The sequence below is a fragment of the Xenorhabdus budapestensis genome (assembly GCF_017743015.1).
GTDB classification, from domain to species: Bacteria; Pseudomonadota; Gammaproteobacteria; order Enterobacterales; family Enterobacteriaceae; genus Xenorhabdus; species Xenorhabdus budapestensis.
In genome coordinates this window covers 839,367-861,171 of sequence record NZ_CP072455.1, presented here as the reverse complement: position 1 = coordinate 861,171, position 21,805 = coordinate 839,367, and the positions used below count along the sequence as shown (strand labels likewise).

Sequence of the window (21,805 nt, the reverse complement as noted above, 5' to 3'; positions counted from 1 at the left end):
TTAGCTGCACTCATCCACCCCGGTCACCGTTTTTATAAACATACGGTTATCTATGCTCCCGGGGATTAATGAGAGGCTCCTGCCTCTCACCGGAGGCCAGCCTTTGGCTGGACAAATTCGTTCCCGACGAATTTGTCGCTCCCTTGCCGCCGCGATGCAACTTGAAATCCATTGGGTATATATCGGAGACAACAAGCGGCTGAGGCAACAAAAAACTAAATGTAGAACCTTTCCCTACAGTGCTTGAAATATCGAGATGTGTATTGTAATGATGCAAAGCATGTTTCACGATCGCCAACCCCAACCCGCTTCCACCTGTTTGTCGTGAACGAGCACGATTAACCCGATAAAAACGCTCAGTCAGGCGCGGTAAATGCTCTTGGCTGATCCCTTGACCATTATCTTCGACTTTGAACAATGCTCCCTGAGAGGATCTAGACCAACTAACTACAATACGAGTACCTTCCACTGTGTGGTTAATAGCATTGTAAACGAGGTTCGACATTGCACTTCTCAGTTGTTCTTCATTCCCGAAAACCCGTAGTTTTTCATCGACATCAAACGCAATATCATACCGTTTATCTGCCAGTGTCAGCACTTCCTGCTGCAATAAAACCAACATAGCAGGCACATCAACAACATCATGCATATCCACCTGCGATCCGATTTCAATTCTGGAGAGATGCAATAGTTGTGTAACCAGACCATCCATTCTTCGGATCTGTTCCTGCATTGTCCTGATCGCTTTCTGGTTTGCTTCTCTACCCAATTCCTGATCCTGCATCATTTCCAGATAGCCTTGCAGTACTGTTAATGGTGTTCTCAACTCATGACTGGCATTGGCAAAAAAATCGCGGCGGAAATTTTCCAATCGCCGCTTTTGTGTAATATCACGGGCGATCATCAATAGTAGCCCTTCTGCATATGGCATTAACTGAAATTCCATCAGATGACTATTATTTAATTCAATGGAAAGAGGGTAAGTAAAATCGCCCGCAACCATATAGCGACTAAAATCAGGATAGCGAAGCAAATTAAAAATAGACTGCCCATTATCCTCAGGCCAGCGGAATCCTAATAAATGTTGAGCTAAGCGATTACACCAGAAAATATTACCTTCCACTGTCATCATCACCAGAGCATCCGGTAATGATTCCGCCCCGCTACGGAACCGTTTTATCAGTAATGCCAACTCCCGACGACGCTTACGGTTACGTTGCTGCAACTGATAAATGCCGTAAAATATGGGTTCCCACCCTCCACGACCTGAAGGAGGTAACATACTGCGATCCAACCAGAGCCAGTCAGATAATTTCAGTAAATTGTAACCATGCCATACCAGTGCCAGCAATAATGCCACCACCAGCAACCACGCCAGATGGCCAATAAAGAAAGACAAAATAATTGCAGGCAGACAAAAAATAAACAGACCCAGTACTAACTGCTTCCAGGATAACCGCTCCAGCACGTGATTCTCTCCGGCATGAAATTAAATGTTCATCATAATTATTTGGTTTACTTAGCTTTGTTTAGCTGATTTTGTTCATCTGGTTTTATTCACTAAGTAGTGTTCAACAAACCTGTCCACATAAAACCTATCGATAAAAACCAGACAGATTAATAACGGGTGGAGAAACGATAACCTGTACCACGCACAGTCTGTACCATTTTATCGTGTCCACCGATTTCAAGCACCTTACGTAATCGACGGATATGCACATCAACAGTACGATCTTCCACGTAAACATTAGCTCCCCATACATAGTTGAGTAACTGTTCACGGCTATAGACACGTTCAGGATGTGTCATGAAAAAGTGAAGAAGTTTGAATTCCGTTGGCCCCATATCCATATCCTGCCCCTGACTGGAAACTCGGTGGGATACGGAATCCAGCATTAACCCATCCATATTGATAATATCTTCCGCTGTCATGGGAGACATACGACGCAACACAGCTTTAATACGAGCAATCAATTCTTTCGGAGAAAATGGCTTAGTGATGTAATCGTCAGCACCAACATCAAGCCCACGAACCCGATCTTCTTCTTCTCCCCGCGCAGTCACCATTACGACAGGAATATCTTTGGTATTACTGCTGCGCTTCATCTGTTTAATAACTTGTATTCCTGAGCCACCAGGCAGCATCCAGTCTAATAATACTAAATCAGGGTAAGGCTCTGACAGACACCCGATAGCTGTATCATAATCTTCTGCTTCAACAGGTTCATACCCGTTTTGCTCCAGCACAAAGCACACCATTTCACGAATTGGGGCTTCATCTTCAACAACCAAAATACGTCTAACCATGGTTAATCCTGCCAATATTATTGAAGTCAGCAAAACTCACAATAATTCATTGTGAGTCAATTTTATTACAGTTTTATGAAACACCTTCTGTCTTCATCATAAAACTGTAATCAACATTGCAGGGAATTTATTACATAGCTGTCATATTTCATTGTTGTTGCGAAGCTGCTCGAAAACCTGCGAATGAAATCGTAATTACACACGACATCCCTTGAGCACTCATTATAATTAATAAGCGGAAAGCTGAAACAACACATAAATCAGAGCAAAAAAGCAAGATAAGAAAAACAGAGTAAAAAAACATGCGAATCATTCATACGTCAGACTGGCATCTTGGGCAATATTTCTTTACCAAAAATCGTGCCGCAGAGCATCAACACTTCTTACAGTGGCTTATTGGGCAAATAAATGAATATCAGGTTGATGCCCTGATTATTGCCGGAGATGTTTTTGATACGGGCTCTCCACCCAGCTACGCCCGTGAGTTATACAATAGGTTTGTCGTGGACTTACAACCCACTGGCTGTCAGCTCGTTATTCTTGGCGGAAATCATGATTCTGTCGCCACACTCAATGAATCAAAGACCCTATTTTCTTACCTGAACACCACCGTCATTGCTTGTGCAGAAACGGATATCCAGCAACAAATTAAGTTACTGAATAACAAAAATGGTCAACCCGGTGCCATTCTCTGCGCCATTCCTTACCTGCGCCCACGGGATATCATGATAAGTCAAGCAGGGCAATCAGCCATGCAAAAACAGCAGGCACTACAAGATGCTATTACGGAACACTACCACCAGCTCTATCAACAGGCTTGTCTATTACGGGAACAGCTCGGTCACCCTCTGCCGATTATCGCAACCGGGCATCTGACCACTGTCGGGGCTTCTACGACAGATTCTGTCCGGGATATTTATATTGGCACACTGGATGCCTTCCCTGCTCAGGCCTTTCCTCCTGCTGACTATATTGCTCTGGGGCATATTCATCGTCCACAACTGATCAATCAAGCTGAGCATATCCGTTACAGCGGCTCACCAATCCCCTTAAGTTTCGATGAAGTCGGGCAAGAGAAAAGTGTTTGTTTGGTTGAATTTAAGGAGGATAAGTTCAATAGTGTCACCCTGTTGCCCATTCCTGCTTATCAACCAATGCAATTAATTCGGGGGAATTTGCAACAAATCGAGGAACAATTACAAACTTTCAGTGACTATCAGGGAGAACGTCCTGTTTGGCTGGATATTGAAGTTGCAACTCAAGATTACCTGCATGACATCCAGAAACGCATTCAGTCTATGGCTGTCGATCTGCCTGTCGAAATCATCCTGCTACGGCGTAGTAAAACTACACGACAAATATCATTATCGGAAAAAAACAAAGAGATACTTACCGAATTGAGTGTATACGAAGTTTTCGAAAGACGACTGGCATTGGCTGAAATTGACGATCAACTGCAGAAACAACGCCTGACTACCCTGTTCAGGCAAACACTGGACGATATTGCTCAGCAACATACCCAAGAACAGCCGCTCAAAAACAATAGCTCAGAAACAGCAGCTCAAAAACAATAGTTCAGAGAAAATAGTAGGATGCAATAGCATGAAAATTCTTAGCTTACGGCTAAAAAATATTAATTCCTTACAGGGTGAATGGAAAATTGATTTCACAGCAGAGCCTTTTGCCAGCAACGGATTATTTGCTATTACCGGCCCGACAGGTGCAGGAAAAACTAGCCTGTTGGATGCTATCTGCCTCGCCTTATATCACGAAACCCCACGGCTCAACACCATTTCAGCCAATCAGAATGAATTAATGACCCGCCATACAGCCGAATGTCTGTCAGAAGTTGAGTTCGAAGTTAAAGGGGTTGCTTATCGTGCCTTCTGGAGCCAGCGTCGTGCCCGCAATCAAGCTGAAGGCAAACTCCAGCCCCCGAAAGGAGAATTAGCAGACAAAAAAACAGGCAAGATTTTGGCTGACAAAATACCGGATAAAAAAGAGAAAATTGCTGAAATAACTGGTCTTGATTTCAAACGCTTTACTAAATCTATCCTCCTGTCACAAGGTGATTTTGCTGCATTCTTAAATGCAGATGATAAAGACCGTGCCGATTTACTGGAAGAACTGACCGGTACAGAAATTTACGGTATCTTGTCGCAGGAAATTTACCAACGCCATAAAGAAGCCCAATCTGAATTAAATATTCAACAAGCTAGAGCTTCTTCAATCGAATTATTAACTCCGGCACAGATAGAAGAATACCAAAATCAGCAACAACAGCTTATCGCAGCAGAAACTCAGCTCAACCAGCAGCTTAAAGACTTACAGGCAACCGAACATTGGCTCGTACAACAAAATGAATTAGAACAAGCATTAACTAACAACAAATTGCTTTTTCAGCAGGCTGAGCAAGCTATTCAAGATGCCCACCCCCAATTACAACAACTGGCTGCCAGTGAACCTGCCGAAAAACTTCGTCCATTGTGGGATACACAAAATCGAGCATTTAATGAAAAGCAACGGCTTGATGAACAACACAGAAAAATAACATATGAGATTGAACAACAATGTTCTTTATTACAACCAGCCCAACAAAAGCAGATTGAGCTGGAAAATACCCAAAAAGAGCATATACAGCATCATATGCGGCAGGAAAAACTGATTTCTGAGCACATTATGCCACTTGATCATAAGATCGAAATTCAATCGAAAGACTTGCTCACTCAGGAGAAAGAAGTTACTGCATATAATCGTGAACTGACAGAAATATTGTCTCAATATCAAGTGACGAAAACTCAGTACATCACACTGAATAAAGAACAAAAAACGCTGGAAACATACTACGAAGAACACCCTTATTTCCGTAAGCTGGAGAGTAAACTGCCTGAATGGAAACAACTCTTTTCTCGCCAGAAAGAAAAACAGATCCAGATAACCAGGCTCAGACAAAAAAACCAGCAAATTACCACTGAACTAACCTGTACAAATGAGCACCTGAGTGTCTTAAATACGACGCTGGTACAACAATCTACACAAAACCAGCCATTACAGAATGAACTTATCCTTGCCGAAAAAGAACTGAGTAGCTTGCAGGCAATTCATCCATTGGAACAGTTACAAAAACAGTTATCAGATTACCAATCACAACTCAGTTCACAAAATCAACTGGAGATTTTGCAGCCCCAGATCCAACAATTACAGGCAACGATTTCAGATAATCAGGCACAACTCACACAAACTCAGGCATTACTGGAACCTTTACCAACTCAGATAACCGCTCTCGAACTGCAATTAACAGAAACGCAGCAACACCATCAGGATTTAGCTGAACGTATTCGTCTGGAACAGCGGATCATCAGCCTGGAACAAGAACGCAACCAATTGAAGGAAGGAGAAGCCTGCCCGCTTTGTGGGGCAACGCATCACCCTTTGATCACCGAATACCAAAATATCGCCCTGCCAAAATCAGAAGAGCGCTTGAAAGTTCTGAGCCAGAAAATAGAACAGCTACAAGGAGAACGCTCCGCTTTACAGCAAAAACAGCAGTTTCAGCAAGAACGCAGTGAGCAATTACAGCAATCCATTACACACCTCATATCTCAACTAGCAGAGATGAATAAACAATGGCTGCACCATTGCCAACAGCTACAATCCTCTGAATTTACAGTAGATGAATTATCAGCAGAGACAGAGTCTGTAGGTCACTTTATTAGTCAACGGAAAGCGGCTTACCGACAACACCAAAAACAGTACGAAGCACTATTACAAGCTGAAAAACAGTATCAGGCTGCGGAAAAATCACTATCGAATCATCGTGAACAGTACAAATCTTACGAGCAAGAGATCGCCCTGGAAAAGGTCAAGCAAGAGACTTATCAGAGACAATTAACTGAAAATACAGAAGAGTTGCGCCAGATAGAAGCGGAATACACAGCCACAACAGAGCAGCTAACCTTCGAATTATATGATACGCCATTTGTACTACCGGAACCGCAGGAGGTTGAGAACTGGCTACAGTTACGTGATAACGAATTAAAAAACTATCATGCTTCGCGAGAAAGATGGCAACAATTACAACAGGAGCAGGCAGCTCTGCAAAGTAAACTCAATGAACTGGAAAAGCAAAAAGATAAGCTGACCAATAAACTGCAAGCACTGAGTGAACAGCAACAACAACAAAAACTGCTATTGCAACAAACACAACAAGAGCGTTATCAATTTTTTGGTGAGCAATCCATCAGTACCGTCCGTCAGGAATTACAGCAAAAGACGAATGAATTGGATACCGCCTATAAACAAGCGACGACAGCTTTGCAGCAGTTACAGAATAAAATGAATCAATTAACGGGTGCAGCCAGTCAAATTGAACGAAGCTGTCACACTGCCGAAACCGAGTGTACATTAGCATCCAACGCTTTCCGGCAAGGGTTGCAACAACAAGGTTTTTCTCATCAAACTACTTTTGAGCAAGCTTTGCTGGTGCCTGAACAGCGAGAAGCTCTGCAACAATTACAAGAACAACTTACCAAACAGAGCCTGCAAGCTAAAACACGATATCATGAATCAGAAGTTATATTACAACGGCATAGAGAAAAATCGCCGTTACTGCTGGAACAACACGAACCGCCACAAGTAACCGAACTCTTGGCTAATATTGCCGATGAACTGAAACAAAATAATCAGCTCCAAGGCGCAGTAAAAAACCGGCTCAACAGCGATGCCAGTCGTCGGCATCAGCAGCAAGAACTACTGGCACAAATTGCCCTTTCACAACAAAACTACGATGACTGGAGTTATCTCAATAACTTACTCGGCTCCGCTGATGGTGCCAAGTTCCGGCGTTTTGCTCAAGGACTAACATTGGATCATTTAGTCTATCTGGCAAATATTCGGTTAGAAAAATTACACGGCCGCTACTATCTACAGCGCAAACGACAAAGCAAAGATGATGGTGGATTAGAGTTACAGATCATCGATACCTGGCAAGCCGATGCAATTCGAGATACCAAAACCCTCTCAGGTGGTGAAAGTTTCCTCGTTAGTCTGGCGCTGGCATTAGCTCTGTCTGATCTGGTCAGCAACAAAACTCAGATAGAATCCCTGTTCCTTGATGAAGGCTTTGGTACTCTGGATTCAGAAACCCTTGATATCGCTCTGGATGCACTTGATCACCTGAATGCGACAGGAAAAACCATCGGTGTTATCAGCCATGTTGAAGCGATGAAAGAGCGGATACCTGTGCAGATCAAAGTAGAAAAAATGAATGGATTAGGGGTCAGTAAGTTATCGCCGGAATTCAGCATTCATTGCCATAACAGGAGTTGATATAACAAGACTATGAGGAAGTATTTGATTGCCGTAAAACCCGTCCAAAGACGGATTTTACGGCGCAACATTGATAATTTCTCTGGATATTAGTTATACACCCATCGTCAGAAGCGCCAGACAAAACCCGCATTAACACTATTGTCCTGATGAGCAGAAGATAACAATCCACTATAACCAAGCATAAATGACACATTCTTGCCTGCTGTCATTTCAGCATTAGCCTTCAATACAAGTCCATCACGCGAAACCGGAACACTGTGGGTAATGAAAGTTTTGTTACTTCCACGAAACGCTGAACTCACCGCGCGCTCACGCTCACCATACTGGTGTTGCCAACCTAACTCACCATGCAGGGCAACAGTAGCCCCCCACTTGGTCTGCCAATCATGGTTAGCACGTAATCCAAGTGTGGAAAGTGTTGCTTCTGTATGCTGTTTATCGGCCTGAAGCACCGCCGGTCCCCCATTTTCGTTAATACCATTATTACGGAAACCGACATAAGAAAGATTCATAAACGGTTCCAGATTTACCGGAGCTATAGGCAGATTGTACGCAGCTTCAACAAATAACTGTGCCGTACGGCCACCATATTTCGCTTCTCCGCGATCGTACTGATAGCCATAATTAACAGGGCGATTGGTATCGATACGATGCCAGGTGTATCCACCTCCGGTACTCAGTGTCAGATCACCAAAGCGACGATCACCATAAAGAGCGATGTGATAATTATTACTGTCAGCACTGGTACGGTAGCCACCGTCAAGAGAAGTACGGGTATAACCAGTGGCGATACCAAAATGACTATAATTATCAATCGAACCGTCAGTTCCGAGTAGTATTCCGTAAGTGGAAGACTGATAACCAGTAGCATTAAGCGTACCGGAACCATGGCCCCATGCCCCAAGCAACCGAACCCAAGCGCCCTTATTCTCTCCGTGATTGCTATATCCGTAATTACCATCTGCGTTATTATGCTCCGCATAAATACCGGACGATAGCGAACGGCCTTCAGCCTGCCTCAATCGGGCATTCAGGGTATCACGCAAGTAACGGCTTTCATTAACCAATGCAGAAGTTATATCCGCATGGATCTGTCCATCAAGTTGTTTGAAAGCATGTCGAACCTGATCGGCAGAAGTGGAAGGCAAAATACTCTCGTAAACCGGATTACCAGCACCGAGGGAATCAACAGCACCAGCCACAGAGCGTTCATTCTGCGTCAGTGCTACATCGGCAAAAGCGGTATTATTACGTGCTATATTGAGCATCACTTTACTGGGTTGATATGACAAGTTAGTGTTCAAAAAGAGATAGTGCGAACCAACTTTATCAAAACGCCCGCTGATGTCCTTTTCTGTACTGAGAATATTATACTGCTGACCTGTCAGGCTATACGCTTTATCGTCAGCAAGATTATCGCGGGAAAGCAGGTTATTACTGTTCAGAAGAGCGATTTCTACCTTACCTCCGTTGATTTGTACCTTATCCCCTGCATGGATGCTGTCATTGCGTCCATCAGATGTGATTTCAACAGCATAACGAGAGCCAGATTCAAAGGTAACTTCACGGGAAACACTGAGTTTACCAACAGAATAGCCCGGACTGACCGTTCCTCCACGCTGAACCACAAGGGAACCGATAGTGCCATAACCACCGAATACACCGCTGTCTTTTACCAGGACTGAGGAAGTCAGTGAATCGCTGATCCCCAATACCCCCTGTTTAACTAATGTCGGGCCAGAATAAGTATGCTTACCAGTGAGAAGTAACGTACCATTACCCTGTTTGGTTAACCCACCGTGACCACTGATATCATTACTCCAGATATCAAATTCACACTGTCTGCCTTCACAAACACGTTCGGTCGGTTTGCCTCTGTCGAGAACAACACCAACACCGGGAATATCAGCGACAAACTGTCCATCTCCATAAACAACACCCTCTGGATCAGGAATACGAAAAGTAGTTGGAATATCCTCTGCCGTATAAAACATGCCAGGGCCATTTATTGCTTTACCGAGATTAATCATTCCCCAACCATAAATCTCATCAATGCCTGGCTTGCCCATATCAGTAGCAGTAGTGCGGAGCACGGAAGAAACCTGGGCACCGCTCATGTACGGGAAACGCTCCATCAGAATAGCAATACCACCGGCAGCATGAGGGGCTGCCATTGAAGTACCACTGAATTTCTCGTAATCGGTTTTTAGCGTATCCACACTTGTTCCATTTATCACTGAGCTATATATATAACTTCCGGGTGCACTGACACACAAACTGGCCGTATAACCACAGCGGGACGAAAAAACACTGATACTATAGGGAATTTTATTGCTGCTATTAGCATCCTTCTGCACACTGGCAACCGTCAACCAGTTTGGCGCAATATCCGGTACAAACCAGGCCAGACCCGCTATGGCATCCGGCTCATTATAGTTACCGCTGTTACCCGCAGCAAAAATGGTCACAATACCACTACTCCCGGCATCAATTGCGCCCTGATACGCACCACCTGGTTTTGTTCCTAATATCGGTTTGATTTGATCGAACTGTTTCTGGGCATATTCCAGATGAAAATGTGACCCTTTGGGATCCTTCCCCGCATCTTCAAGCTTTTTATCAATACCAATGCCCCAACTGTTATTGATAATACGAGCCCCACTTGCTATCAATGCATCCCAGCCAGCCTGATATACACCGCCGTCATTACCTAAAATAATGCCATCCTCAGGGCCGGGATCGCCATTTTCAGCACTAATGATCTGTGCATTATAGGCCACACCATGCATTTTTCCGCCATCACGGCTACCGGCAGCAATACCAGCAACATGAGTACCGTGATTTCCCAATTTGCCTCCCAGTTGCTGACTTGGTGTACCATCATAAGAAAAGGGATCGCCTTTCTTCACCGCAATATAGGGATCGGTATACTCACGTATTCCGAAGGTGTAAAGGTTAATCACCTTATCTTTTCCCATAAACTCAGGATGCTTAGCGTAAACAGCCTGATCAAATATTCCTAGTTTGATCCCTTTACCGGTATAGCCTTTTGCATATGCTTCATCTGCGTGAGTCGCACCAAGCCCCCACTCTGCAAGGAATTCACCAGAGTGCCAACTGGCAGGATTGCCCAACTTACCAGCTTCAATATAATTTTCTGCATATGCTCCGACGCTGCCCGCCGCAAGACAACAAGCAACGGCATAGCAAAGTGCACATGGTTTCGTTTTGAATAAATTAGTTTTGAATAGATTAATTTCGGATGGGGTGTTCTTAAATAGACCTGTATTTTGCTTATTCATTTCAATCACTGTCCATTGTTGATTTGCCAAAATGTCATTGCCATACCGCAAAAAAACTCTGTAACGAACTCAAAGGGATTGACGCAAATAACGCTGCGATATTTTTCTCTTCCAATAAATCCCACATAAATCAATAATGACACACGCAGAATTGCACAATTAATTAACAATTAATATTCATTTATGTAACTTTATTTAATAGGGTGTACTAATGAATAACATTTATGGTGGGGAAGTTTTTTCTTCTAAATGAGAAAGGAGATCTCCCGCTACTGGCAGAGATAACTCCCAATAAAGGAGGAACAAACAATGAGATGTATTTCATAGCTCACACAATCTTGATCTATAATACTGCTCCTTTTGCAACATATTCAAAACACCATGGAACGATTTATAGAAAACGCTATGTATGCCTCTCGCTGGCTACTGGCACCAGTTTATTTTGGTTTATCACTGGCCCTGTTTGCTCTGGCTATAAAATTCTTTCAGGAAATCATTCACATCCTGCCACATATCTTTTCGGTTGCTGAATCAGAACTTATCCTGACCCTACTTTCTCTGATTGACATGGCACTGGTTGGTGGGTTGTTGGTAATGGTCATGTTTTCTGGCTACGAAAACTTTGTTTCCACACTGGATATTGAGGAAAACAAGGAAAAGTTGAACTGGTTGGGAAAAATGGACGCGACTTCACTCAAAAATAAGGTTGCGGCTTCTATTGTTGCCATCTCATCAATTCATTTACTGCGTATCTTTATGGATGCCCGCAATGTTCCAGACAATAAATTGATGTGGTATGTCATTATCCACCTCACTTTTGTGATATCAGCCTTTGTAATGGGATATCTGGATAAACTTACACGCCACCATCATTAGCAAGGAATTCTATCCAGCATGTCTCTCCCCTGATGCCAGCCTGATATCATTTGCTGGCATTACGGGAAACCACTTTTTTTCGTGATGAATTGCTACGGGCTGTTTCTTTCTGTAATTCCTCAATAAACCTGTCTACAACCATTTCAACCGTTTCACTTCTGGTCGCTCCGAGCCTATTGGACAGCCCATCTATTTTTCTGATAACAGACATCCTCAACGACAGAGAAATCGATCTTTTTTTCTCCTTATCAAGGTAGACATGACTGGTAGCCTCCTTAGATTTAAAGTTGTTATGCTGAGCAAGCAGTTCTTCAATTCTGCGTACTTCTTTTCTGGTTAACATCCCCTTATCAACTAATTGGTAAGTATTTCCCATTTTGCTAAACCGGATGTCAGCACAATAGTGATCCCTCAATTCTCTTAAGGTGCGAGTCAGTGTCGGTTCAGAACAACTGAGTGCCTCGATCACCTTCACCTTACTGACAGGCTTTTCATGCGAAAGCAGCAAAGTTAATTTAAAATTTCTAAGTTGTTTAGGGCTAAGTAACATCGTTTTCAATTACCGGGTCAGGAATACTAATTCCTAATATCAACTATAAACACAACAGCCAGCATAGCTTTTCATTCTGGTAAATCAATATTAAAACAGGTTAAAAGTTCCATAGTTTTCTCCACCAGCTCTCGAACAGATGCCATGATATTTCGCTCGTTCCAGAATATTCACTGCCCAACGCCAGTGCGTAGCAGGTTCACACATTGCCCCCTGGAATTTGAATACCGCCTGATTTGAATTGAGAATCTGTAAGGCATCATCGTAATCACGAGTGTTCACCATCAAGGCCCGATGAATATGTTCTATTTGCCCAGGATGAATGGCCGTTTTCCCAACAAGGCCATGAGCTATATCCAGTGCCAGCTCTTTCTCAAGTAACGCCAGATTATCAATATGCTCACAAACTGGTGCAGTCAAATAAAAACCCCGCGAGCCAAAAACAGCTACCAGCATTTTGATCACATACCCCATCGGGCCATCATATAAAGTAAGGTCACGCGAGCGCCGCATAGAAATCAGGTTCATCAGATCGTTACCACCAATACGTAAGGCAATAATACGCTCATAGCAAGGGTGAGATTTAAGCTTATCGGCGAGCCGATTCATTTGTTGCACATCAAAAACATCTTCAGTTTCCAATGTCGGCATGATCCCAAGATGGGTTGCAGCGACGATCTCCCACCACTCAGATAATGACTCCTGCGTAAATTTAGGCAAAACCAAACCAGCGACAGCGCTAAGATCAACAGTATCGACCAGATATCGTCCCATTGATTCATTGCGTGGACGGATAAAAATCAAAGGAGGAGGATGTTTAATATCGGCAACAGAATTCTTTGCCTCTGCCAGTGTCTGTAATACAAACACGAGATTTTTGATAGCATGGGGGATATCCTGTTCAGTAACTGAATCCTCCAGACAGATCACCAAAGAGCGCAGCCCCACAACTTTATTGCGCAGCATAATTTCAGTAATATTCCGACGAGTCGCTGGTACATACAGCGTTGCACCAAGCTGATTTGCAGAAGGGATCGATTTCATCAGACTACCTTTTTCATACTACTTTTTTAATAATCGTTACCGCGCGATATTGGCCTATCAGATCGCCCACTTCTGTAATAGCAACATTTTTCTGCTGCGCTAAATAAATCAGCAAAGCGATATCAGGATTATCCACTGATCGAACAAGTACCTGTTCTGGCACACGCCGCAAAACCGCGCGGGTTGCTTCTGCAATTCCGAGTTTGATACGGTTAATATTATCGATCTTATACATGTCAGCAAGAGTTGAAATTACGGTTTTACTCAATTGCAGCAAAGCCGTTTTTTCCTGCGGTTGCCAATCCGCTGCTGGTACGGTCGTCAAATCTAAGCGATCACGGTATTCCGCGACAGTATCAACTAACAACCTACTGCATTCAAACTCACTCAGATGACCACATTTCACACAGCCGTGCAATCCTTCTTCACGCCAAATTGAACGCGATATCAGCCCTGATACGGGAGCCCCCATGATGCCGAAAGGAATTAACCAATCATCATCACTGGCTGCCAGCCATGAACATCCACAAGGATCAGCCAGCACCACCAAACGAGGAATCCCTGAATAGCCAGCTCGTCCCACCAACGAGCGAGATAATTCTGTCGTGATTGCGCCCTTGCCTGTCCAGCCATCTACAAATACCAGACCCTCCGTACCATGCTGCTGCTCTATATATGACAGCGCTACGTTGTCAATGCCACGATCCCGTATGATACTGATCCCATAGTGGTAAGAACGTTTTCCCATCTTCCGCAAAGCCTGATGCAGCATGACGCCTAAAGGCACTCCCGCCCTGACCAAACTCGCCAGCACAATCGGTGTATCACCAAAGCGTGATATCAGAGACTTGGCAAGCATTACAACTTCCGTCGCCAGTCTGGCTGCTCCCAGTTGCAACGCTTTATCGAACAGATCTAGATGATAAGAGGTTGGCACTGGTTCCTGACTCAACATATCGGAATAATGGCGAGTACCAGATTGAATTAACTGCTCTTTAACCTCAACCGATGTCATTTCAATCTGAATGGGTTTTAGCAAAAACTGAATATCATCGGCAGCATAAGAACCAGAAAAAGGAGGAAAGCCATTCATTTATTTATAGTTCCGATAGTTGTATTAAAAACCGGCTTAATCATAGGTCACAATTTCTACAGCAGGAGCGACAAGAGATAATTGCGCGATTAACGCTGGATCAACCGAGGTTTTCGGTGTTTCAAGACAAAGCAGTATGCGATCGAATTGCTGGTGCGCAACGTTATAGAGGAAATTCGGTATCCCTAATCCGTAATTATCCGTAAATGCCATAACAGACTGAATTGCATGCCCGCAAGAGATAGGAGAACGGGTTGTCGAGCCAAACTTCACCAATGCACCTTCCTGTTCAAGCCGTTCCGCCAGCAAAAATGGTTGCCAGACAAACTCACTGGAACCGAGTACCAGCACTTTCTCACCGGCTTTGGCCTGAATATTAGTACCAAGATCATACTGAATATCATCTAGTCCCAGACGTCCCCAATTCTGAGTACCGATAATATCAACCTTTCCCCGCGCTGTGACATTGACTTGAGGCATGACAGGAACAGGAGCAGAACTATCCGCCTCCCACCGCCAATTTCCTTCAATCAAAGAAACAGTAGAGACAAGAAGCGGACAGCGTCTTATGATGCTTTGACCACTCCAATCCGTCAGTGTCACTGTGATGATATGTTCAATTTGATCCAGCCCGGCATGACGCAATGCCTCGAACAGATTAAGAAAGGTATTACCGGTAGTCGCTTCATCATCGATCAGAACAAGAGTACGGGCACTGCTTACCCGTTGACGCAGATGATTTTCTTTCGGCCAGTAAATCAGATGATCCGTTGCATGGCTATGATCCTCTTTAAATTCACACAACAAATCACCTTCTACCGGATGGCGCGTTGATGTCAGAAATACCGGAGAGGCCACTTTTTGCTGCGTCTCCTGAAAAACGCCAGCGGCCAATCCAACCGCCGTTTCTGCCATGCCGATATAGAGCACAGGGCCAGGCAAATTAATCGGAAACTGTTCTGACAACTGCCGGTAAACAGCCCGCATAATAGATGGGCTGACGGGAATATGGCGGCCCAATACTTTGCTGACAAATAAGAATGCTCTTTTAGGATTACGGCGTTCAGCAATATCAAACAATGTTTCCAAAGACGTTACACCACGTTCAGCCATTACAGTCAAAGTTCCACTATTTAACTGTTTCTTATAGAACTGGCTGTTATTAACCTGAGATTGGTAACGCTGAAGATGATTACATGCTGTCATACAGAGAAGCCTTTTAAAAAAATTTCAGCCATTTCAGGAAGTGGAGCGGTAACAGTCGTGATGTTTTCATAAAACAAATTTCCCTTTCATAAATCAAATCTTGTTACTCAAAAAGTGCCTATTGCTAAATTGCCGTTAGTCACAATGGATACACTCGTTTTCCAGTCTACATTCGGTGAAATATGCAGCGCAGTCTAGAGCCGAGATTCAGCTTATGTCAATCATAATATGATTTTTTATGAGCAAATTTTGTTTGACTTTTTATCATGGAAAAGAAATCATAAAAAGCGAAGCCAGATTGTTCTCTATCATGCAGTTAAAGGAAATATGCAATTTGTGGGGATCATAATATGACAGGATTTTAGCCATCACTCTGGTCATATTATGATTTTTTCCATAAGTGAAATTATCGCAATTCAATGATAACGATTTACGATAAAAAATAATTCACGATAAAAACAATTCACCGATAAATAAGAGGTGTTATTAATGGTTTCATTAAGTAAAAATCAGTCAGTCTCTCTCAGTAAACAGAGCACTTCACTGGCTAAAATTGATTTTGGTCTGGGATGGGATCCTGTAGCCCCAAAAAAAGGTTTCTTGTCACGCTTATTTGGCGGAGACAATAATGAAATTGATCTGGATGCAAGCTGCATCCTGCTTGATAAGTCTGGTAATACCATTGATGTTGTCTGGTTTGGTCAACTGAATTCAGAATGTGGTTCTGTAAAACACAGCGGCGACAACCTGACTGGCGAAGGTGACGGAGATGATGAAGTCATCAGCGTCGATTTGATCAAGCTGCCTGCCGATGTTGAATATCTTGCCTTTACCGTTAATAGCTTTCGTGGTCAAACCTTTAATGATGTTGAGAACGCTTTCTGTCGTGTTGTTGATCAAAACGGGAAAGAGCTGGCACGCTATCAGTTAAACGAACAAGGCGTTCATACTGGCATTATTATCTCTTCTCTGTGCCGTAACAGTGGTCAGTGGGATTTCACCGCACATGGTGTTGCTTGCCGTGGGCGTACCATTGAAGATATGTATCCACAAATCGTTGAAACGGTGGTGCGCTAATGAACCTGACTCCGGGAGGAAATGCCTCCGTCTCTAACCAGACACTGACCATAAGGGTACTTTCCGGATCATCAGTCGATGTCTCCGCTTTCCGTCTTTATGCTAACGGGAAAGTTCAGGGGGATCCGGACATGGTATTTTATGGTCAGCCAAATAATGACGATAACACCATTCGTCTATCCGGCGGCAATACCAATACTGCATTTTCTGTTAACCTGCCGGCTCTGCGGCAAGAGGTTCAGAAAGTGGCATTTACTGCGACTTGCGACGGCAATCAAACCATCTCCAACCTGCACAATCTCTCTATTCAGGTAGAACTGAACGGAAGCATGATCTTACAGGGGCATGTTGAGGTTCAGGGTCGTTCAGAAGCCGCCTTGATTCTGGGCGAACTTTATCGCCGCAACGGCGAGTGGAAATTCCGCTTTATTGCCCAAGGATTTAATGGTGGTCTCAAGCCCTTAGCTGAGCATTTTGGTGTCGATATTATTGATGAGGCGCCAACATCAACACCAACGACTGCTCCTAATAGCGTTAATCTGAGCAAGGTTTCTCTTACCAAAGAAAAACCTGCTATCAGCCTGAATAAACGTGATAACTACGGTGAGATCCGCATCAATCTGAACTGGAATCAGGGCGCTGCCCCTGCTAATCGGGGAATGTTCCAGAACATCTTTAACACCAACAACGGCGTGGATTTGGATCTCGGTGCATTCGTCCGGCTCCGTGATGGTACACGTGGAGTTATACAAGCATTAGGAGAAAGCTTTGGCTCTTACCATCACGATCCCTACGTACAGCTACAAGGGGATGATCGTACGGGTAATGTCAAAGACGGTGAATGGCTCCACATCAATGGTCTTGAATGGAGGAATATCAGTGAAGTTCTGATCTACGCCTTTATCTACGAAGGTGTACCTAACTGGAACGACACTGACGGTATTGTCACAATTTATGTCAATGGGCAACCTCCGATCGAAACGCGTCTGACGGAAGGCCACAACCGCAAAAATATGTGTGCCGTTGCCCGTCTTGTTAATGAAAATGGCGCCATCAAAGTAGAACGTATCAACCAGTACTTCAGTGGGCACAAAGAAATGGACAGTGCCTTCGGATGGGGTTTTCGCTGGACATCAGGCAGTAAATGAGGCTTCTGCTGTGATGTAGGCGCTGTTATATAAATCGGTTATTACATAATTGGAGGAATTTATGTCCTTTTTAAACAAAATTAAGTCAGCTCTCACTGCTGGTCGCGAAGAATTGGCCAATCAAGTTGGCCGTTTCAAAAACAGAAAATTCATGGAAGGCACTGTAGCGGTATGCGCGCACATTGCGATGGCAAGCAATGGTGTCAGTTCTGAAGAGAAACAAAAAATGGTGGGATTTATCAAAAACTCCCCCGAACTAAAAGTGTTCGATACCACTGAGATTATCGAATTCTTCAATAAACTGGTCAGTAGCTACGAATTTGATGCTGATATCGGCAAAGGTGAAGCCATGAAATATATTATGGCGTTGAAACAGCAGCCAGAAGCAGCACAACTTGCTTTACGCGTCGGTATTGCCGTTGCCAAGAGTGATGGTGACTTTGATAACGATGAAAAAAATGCTGCCAGGGAAATATGCGCAGCTTTAGGCTTTGCTCCAGCAGATTTTGAACTGTAATCGCAGTTAATTTAAGAGGCTTACTTCATGGTATCCACGCACATTGGTTTTCCGATAGAAACCGTTGCTGTATTTATCCTTCTGTCGGTTGGTGCGCTCTTTATCGACCTCTTTATGCATCGTCATGACAAGCCAATTTCGTTGCGCAGTGCCGCACTCTGGTCTGTTTTCTGGGTCGCCATTGCTTTTATTTTCGCCGGCTTCCTGTTTGTCCATCACGGTGCTGAAGTAGCAAGTCTGTTCATTACAGGCTATGCGCTGGAAAAAGTACTTTCTGTCGATAACCTGTTTGTCATCATGGCAATTTTCTCTTGGTTTGCGGTCCCGGATCGTTATCGTCACCGCGTTCTTTACTGGGGCATTATCGGGGCCATTGTCTTCCGTGGTATTTTTGTTGCCATCGGGACAAGCCTGCTGATGCTGGGGCCCTGGGTTGAAATGGTCTTTGCTGTTGTGGTCGGCTGGACGGCAGTGATGATGCTGAAAAGTGGTGACAATGATGATGAAATCGAAGACTACTCTCAACATCTTGCCTACCGCTTGGTGAAGCGCTTCTTCCCAATCTGGCCGAAACTGCGTGGTCATGCTTTCATACTCAGCCAGAAAGAAGTCAAAGAGGAACTGACCAAACCGGAAAATGCAGATGTGGCTATTGATCGAAAAAAAACAGGACGTGCTGGCAAAGCAGCATTTTATGCCACCCCACTGTTGCTGTGCCTGGCAGTTGTTGAACTGTCCGATGTCATGTTTGCTTTTGACTCTGTACCTGCGATTATCGCGGTCAGCCGCGAGCCTTTAATCGTTTACAGCGCCATGATGTTTGCTATCTTAGGCCTGCGTACACTCTACTTTGTACTGGAAGCGTTGAAAAAGTATCTGGTGCACTTGGAAAAGGCCGTGATTGTCCTGCTGTTCTTTATTGCTATTAAATTAGGGCTTAACGCATCTGAACATATGTTCCACCACGGTTATTCCATTTCGGCAACAACCAGCCTGTTTGTGGTGCTTGGGGTTCTGGCTGCTGGTATTATTGCCAGCCTTCTGTTTCCCCAGAAAGAAAAAGCAAGCTAAATCCTGTATACCCTATAGATTTCAAGGTGCAGCCAACGAAGCGGCAACTTGAAAGACAACGGGAATAAATAACTATTTAATAAGTGAGGAAATAATAATGGGTGTATCTCTTTCTAAAGGCGGTAACGTTTCTCTGAGCAAAGAAGCTCCAACGATGAAAAATGTTCTGATCGGTCTCGGCTGGGATGCCCGCGCAACTGATGGACAGGCTTTTGACCTTGATGCTTCTGCATTCCTGCTGGCAGCAAACGGCAAAGTACGCAGTGATACCGATTTCATTTTCTACAACAACCTGAAATCTGCTGACGGCTCCATTATGCACACTGGCGACAACCGTACTGGTGAAGGGGATGGTGATGATGAATCATTGAAAATTAAACTGGATCAGATCCCTGCTGACGTAGACAAAGTCGTCTTTGTTGTCACTATCCATGACGCACAAACACGCAGTCAGAGCTTCGGCCAAGTTTCAGGGGCTTTCATTCGTCTGGTTAATGATGATACGCAAGTTGAAGTTGCTCGCTATGATCTGACTGAAGATGCTTCTACTGAAACGGCTATGCTGTTCGGTGAACTGTATCGTCACAATGGCGAATGGAAATTCCGTGCGGTTGGTCAGGGTTATGCTGGTGGTCTGGCTTCTGTTTGTGCTCAGTATGGCATTAACGCAGCCTGATCCTAGTCTGGCTCAATCTAAGGTCTTTCAGGTAACGACCTTCAATACAAAGCCATTAATATCGTGAATTAATTACTATATCGTGATTAAATAACACCGTAATTAAAAACCCTGCCTGATAATACCGGCAGGGTTTTAACTTATCGAATGGAGTTAACGTTTTCTCACAACATGATTTTCTCAGAACATAAAGTGCTGCTAAAGTATCTCCACATATCCAAATAACACAAGGAACGTCAGATGAGTCTTCATGTTTTATTTCGCCATAATGATATCCCTGAATTAATCCTGCATGGCAGCGACCTCAACGAGGCTGGATTCATTGCTGATTCATTATTCCATATCTACCAATGTTCAGATGGCATAATCATCTCTCTACTTGCTCCTCAGACTGATCTTGCCAGCCTGATCAATGAAATTGAAAACAATCCAGAGCAGGGAATAGATAATATTCGTGAAAATGGTGAACTCTATATTGCAGGTGATTGGCTAACTGACAGTCAGTTGATAGAGCAACCAATTAATATTGAGATAACATCCGGGAAAATTATTCTTAAGCCCAAGTTAGCAGAACTGTTAGCCTGAGCAACAACTCACAATCTTTTGTCAAAAATCTCTTGGAGATATCAACCGGAAAGATTATCCACTCTTTTCCGGTTGACTATTTAATTTTAAGCTGCCGAAAAAACCTACTTTCCACCCGCCAGGTCCATGAAATTGCCTGTTACATACGATGCTTCATCAGACAATAGCCACGCAATGGCTTCTGCAATTTCTTCTGGCTGCCCTCCTCTTTTCATCGGTAGGGAATCTTTAATGCGCTCGACCCTATCCGGCTCACCTCCATCTGTATGCATTTCTGTATAGATAAAGCCGGGACGAACTGTATTCACCCTGATCCCCTGCGCTGCAACTTCTTGAGATAATCCGATCGTCAATGTATCAACAGCACCTTTTGATGCAGCATAATCAATATATTCATAAGGGGAACCCAACCTTGCAGCCGCCGATGAAACATTCACAATTGCTCCCCCTTTGCCTCCATGACGAAAGGCCATTCTTTTGACAGCTTCACGGGCACAAAGAAAATACCCTGTTACATTGGTGGCAAATATGTCATTCAATCGTTCCGCTGTTAACTGCTCAATGGTGGCCTGAGGCTTTAAAATACCGGCATTATTTACCAGCCCGGATATATAACCCAGTTCCTCTTCTGCCCTTTGGAACAAGGCCACTATCTGTTTTTCATCTGTTACATCCACCTGAACAGAGATTGCCGACTGCCCCAGGTTTCGGATCATCTCCACAACTTCATGTGCACTGTTTTCACGAGTACGATAACCAATACAAATATGATGACCTCTCTTTGCCAGACACAGGGCTGTCGCTTTACCAATGCCACGGGAACCGCCCGTAATAATTGTGATTTGCTGCATAATGCGATCTTCCTTTTTATTTTTCTGATGTGATTCCCTTTATACCCAATAGATTTCGAGTTGCATCGCGGCGGCAAGGGAACGTACCCCCGGAAGCATAGATAACTATGTGACTGGGGTGTAAAAGCTGCAACTTCATCAGATGAAGCTTGAATCCTATCGAGGATAATT

The 21,805-nt window shown here is 43.9% G+C and carries 17 protein-coding genes; 9 read left to right on the top strand and 8 right to left on the bottom strand.

The window, feature by feature from the left end:
• Positions 1-46: 46 nt before the first annotated feature.
• Both phoR and phoB read right to left on the bottom strand, forming a co-directional pair.
• Positions 47-1,468, bottom strand: a complete 1,422-nt coding sequence (gene phoR / locus HGO23_RS03740) for a phosphate regulon sensor histidine kinase PhoR (RefSeq protein ID WP_099135530.1) — start codon at positions 1,466-1,468, stop codon at positions 47-49.
• A gap of 149 nt (positions 1,469-1,617) precedes the next feature.
• Positions 1,618-2,307 carry a phosphate regulon transcriptional regulator PhoB gene (gene phoB / locus HGO23_RS03735; protein WP_209028005.1) on the bottom strand — a complete coding sequence of 230 codons (690 nt, stop codon included), beginning with the start codon at positions 2,305-2,307 and terminating at the stop codon, positions 1,618-1,620.
• Positions 2,308-2,609: 302 nt separating this feature from the next.
• Here phoB and sbcD point away from each other — a divergent pair, with 302 nt between their 5' ends.
• Both sbcD and HGO23_RS03725 read left to right on the top strand, forming a co-directional pair.
• Complete coding sequence (gene sbcD, locus HGO23_RS03730) at positions 2,610-3,881, top strand: exonuclease subunit SbcD (protein WP_209028004.1); 1,272 nt, start codon at positions 2,610-2,612, stop codon at positions 3,879-3,881.
• 28 nt (positions 3,882-3,909) lie between these two features.
• Positions 3,910-7,635, top strand: a complete 3,726-nt coding sequence (locus tag HGO23_RS03725) for an AAA family ATPase (RefSeq protein WP_209028003.1) — start codon at positions 3,910-3,912, stop codon at positions 7,633-7,635.
• Positions 7,636-7,742: 107 nt separating this feature from the next.
• Here the strand turns inward: HGO23_RS03725 and HGO23_RS03720 are convergent, their stop codons facing one another.
• Positions 7,743-10,940: an autotransporter domain-containing protein gene (locus HGO23_RS03720; RefSeq protein ID WP_209028002.1), complete on the bottom strand. Its 3,198-nt coding sequence runs from the start codon at positions 10,938-10,940 to the stop codon at positions 7,743-7,745.
• 381 nt (positions 10,941-11,321) lie between these two features.
• On the opposite strand from HGO23_RS03720, the gene HGO23_RS03715 reads away from it, so the two are divergent.
• Positions 11,322-11,816 (top strand): TIGR00645 family protein, encoded by a 495-nt coding sequence (locus HGO23_RS03715; protein ID WP_099135534.1) that lies wholly within the window; start codon positions 11,322-11,324, stop codon positions 11,814-11,816.
• Positions 11,817-11,862: 46 nt separating this feature from the next.
• On the opposite strand, the gene HGO23_RS03710 is transcribed toward HGO23_RS03715, so the two are convergent.
• The 4 genes from HGO23_RS03710 to HGO23_RS03695 form a co-directional block, all read right to left on the bottom strand.
• On the bottom strand, positions 11,863-12,366 hold the full coding sequence (locus HGO23_RS03710; protein ID WP_038268072.1) for a hypothetical protein: 504 nt from the start codon (positions 12,364-12,366) through the stop codon (positions 11,863-11,865).
• A gap of 90 nt (positions 12,367-12,456) precedes the next feature.
• Positions 12,457-13,410 (bottom strand): HpcH/HpaI aldolase/citrate lyase family protein, encoded by a 954-nt coding sequence (locus HGO23_RS03705; protein ID WP_099135535.1) that lies wholly within the window; start codon positions 13,408-13,410, stop codon positions 12,457-12,459.
• 13 nt (positions 13,411-13,423) lie between these two features.
• Complete coding sequence (locus HGO23_RS03700; RefSeq protein ID WP_099135536.1) at positions 13,424-14,503, bottom strand: cysteine protease StiP family protein; 1,080 nt, start codon at positions 14,501-14,503, stop codon at positions 13,424-13,426.
• 36 nt (positions 14,504-14,539) lie between these two features.
• Complete coding sequence (locus HGO23_RS03695; protein ID WP_209028001.1) at positions 14,540-15,709, bottom strand: phosphoribosyltransferase domain-containing protein; 1,170 nt, start codon at positions 15,707-15,709, stop codon at positions 14,540-14,542.
• A 489-nt stretch (positions 15,710-16,198) separates the two neighbouring features.
• Between HGO23_RS03695 and HGO23_RS03690 the strand changes: the two genes are divergently transcribed.
• The 6 genes from HGO23_RS03690 to HGO23_RS03665 all read left to right on the top strand — a co-directional run bounded on the left by HGO23_RS03690 (position 16,199) and on the right by HGO23_RS03665 (position 20,783).
• Positions 16,199-16,786, top strand: coding sequence for a TerD family protein (locus tag HGO23_RS03690; protein WP_099135538.1), 588 nt, complete (start codon positions 16,199-16,201; stop codon positions 16,784-16,786).
• Positions 16,786-17,934 (top strand): TerD family protein, encoded by a 1,149-nt coding sequence (locus HGO23_RS03685; RefSeq protein WP_209028000.1) that lies wholly within the window; start codon positions 16,786-16,788, stop codon positions 17,932-17,934. The genes HGO23_RS03690 and HGO23_RS03685 overlap by 1 nt, the downstream gene beginning before the upstream one ends.
• Positions 17,935-17,995: 61 nt before the next feature.
• Positions 17,996-18,451: a tellurite resistance TerB family protein gene (locus HGO23_RS03680; protein WP_099135540.1), complete on the top strand. Its 456-nt coding sequence runs from the start codon at positions 17,996-17,998 to the stop codon at positions 18,449-18,451.
• A gap of 27 nt (positions 18,452-18,478) precedes the next feature.
• Complete coding sequence (locus HGO23_RS03675) at positions 18,479-19,522, top strand: TerC/Alx family metal homeostasis membrane protein (protein ID WP_099135541.1); 1,044 nt, start codon at positions 18,479-18,481, stop codon at positions 19,520-19,522.
• 97 nt (positions 19,523-19,619) lie between these two features.
• On the top strand, positions 19,620-20,198 hold the full coding sequence (locus tag HGO23_RS03670) for a TerD family protein (RefSeq protein WP_099135542.1): 579 nt from the start codon (positions 19,620-19,622) through the stop codon (positions 20,196-20,198).
• A 240-nt stretch (positions 20,199-20,438) separates the two neighbouring features.
• A complete protein-coding gene (locus tag HGO23_RS03665) occupies positions 20,439-20,783 on the top strand; it encodes a SymE family type I addiction module toxin (protein ID WP_099135543.1) in 345 nt (114 codons plus the stop codon).
• A 104-nt stretch (positions 20,784-20,887) separates the two neighbouring features.
• Here HGO23_RS03665 and HGO23_RS03660 read toward each other — a convergent pair whose 3' ends face one another.
• The gene (locus HGO23_RS03660) at positions 20,888-21,634 is read right to left on the bottom strand and encodes an SDR family oxidoreductase (protein ID WP_099135544.1); all 747 of its coding nucleotides are present in this window, start codon (positions 21,632-21,634) and stop codon (positions 20,888-20,890) included.
• Between the last annotated feature and the right edge of the window lie 171 nt (positions 21,635-21,805).

What these genes read in the sequence shown, in the direction of transcription:
- phoB (WP_209028005.1), bottom strand. Translation starts at nt 2,307, where the DNA reads ATGGTTAGACGTATTTTGGTTGTTGAAGATGAAGCCCCAATTCGTGAA.
- sbcD (WP_209028004.1), top strand. Translation starts at nt 2,610, where the DNA reads ATGCGAATCATTCATACGTCAGACTGGCATCTTGGGCAATATTTCTTT.
- HGO23_RS03725 (WP_209028003.1), top strand. Translation starts at nt 3,910, where the DNA reads ATGAAAATTCTTAGCTTACGGCTAAAAAATATTAATTCCTTACAGGGT.
- HGO23_RS03720 (WP_209028002.1), bottom strand. Translation starts at nt 10,940, where the DNA reads ATGAATAAGCAAAATACAGGTCTATTTAAGAACACCCCATCCGAAATT.
- HGO23_RS03715 (WP_099135534.1), top strand. Translation starts at nt 11,322, where the DNA reads ATGGAACGATTTATAGAAAACGCTATGTATGCCTCTCGCTGGCTACTG.
- HGO23_RS03710 (WP_038268072.1), bottom strand. Translation starts at nt 12,366, where the DNA reads ATGTTACTTAGCCCTAAACAACTTAGAAATTTTAAATTAACTTTGCTG.
- HGO23_RS03705 (WP_099135535.1), bottom strand. Translation starts at nt 13,410, where the DNA reads ATGAAATCGATCCCTTCTGCAAATCAGCTTGGTGCAACGCTGTATGTA.
- HGO23_RS03700 (WP_099135536.1), bottom strand. Translation starts at nt 14,503, where the DNA reads ATGAATGGCTTTCCTCCTTTTTCTGGTTCTTATGCTGCCGATGATATT.
- HGO23_RS03695 (WP_209028001.1), bottom strand. Translation starts at nt 15,709, where the DNA reads ATGACAGCATGTAATCATCTTCAGCGTTACCAATCTCAGGTTAATAAC.
- HGO23_RS03690 (WP_099135538.1), top strand. Translation starts at nt 16,199, where the DNA reads ATGGTTTCATTAAGTAAAAATCAGTCAGTCTCTCTCAGTAAACAGAGC.
- HGO23_RS03685 (WP_209028000.1), top strand. Translation starts at nt 16,786, where the DNA reads ATGAACCTGACTCCGGGAGGAAATGCCTCCGTCTCTAACCAGACACTG.
- HGO23_RS03680 (WP_099135540.1), top strand. Translation starts at nt 17,996, where the DNA reads ATGTCCTTTTTAAACAAAATTAAGTCAGCTCTCACTGCTGGTCGCGAA.
- HGO23_RS03675 (WP_099135541.1), top strand. Translation starts at nt 18,479, where the DNA reads ATGGTATCCACGCACATTGGTTTTCCGATAGAAACCGTTGCTGTATTT.
- HGO23_RS03670 (WP_099135542.1), top strand. Translation starts at nt 19,620, where the DNA reads ATGGGTGTATCTCTTTCTAAAGGCGGTAACGTTTCTCTGAGCAAAGAA.
- HGO23_RS03665 (WP_099135543.1), top strand. Translation starts at nt 20,439, where the DNA reads ATGAGTCTTCATGTTTTATTTCGCCATAATGATATCCCTGAATTAATC.
- HGO23_RS03660 (WP_099135544.1), bottom strand. Translation starts at nt 21,634, where the DNA reads ATGCAGCAAATCACAATTATTACGGGCGGTTCCCGTGGCATTGGTAAA.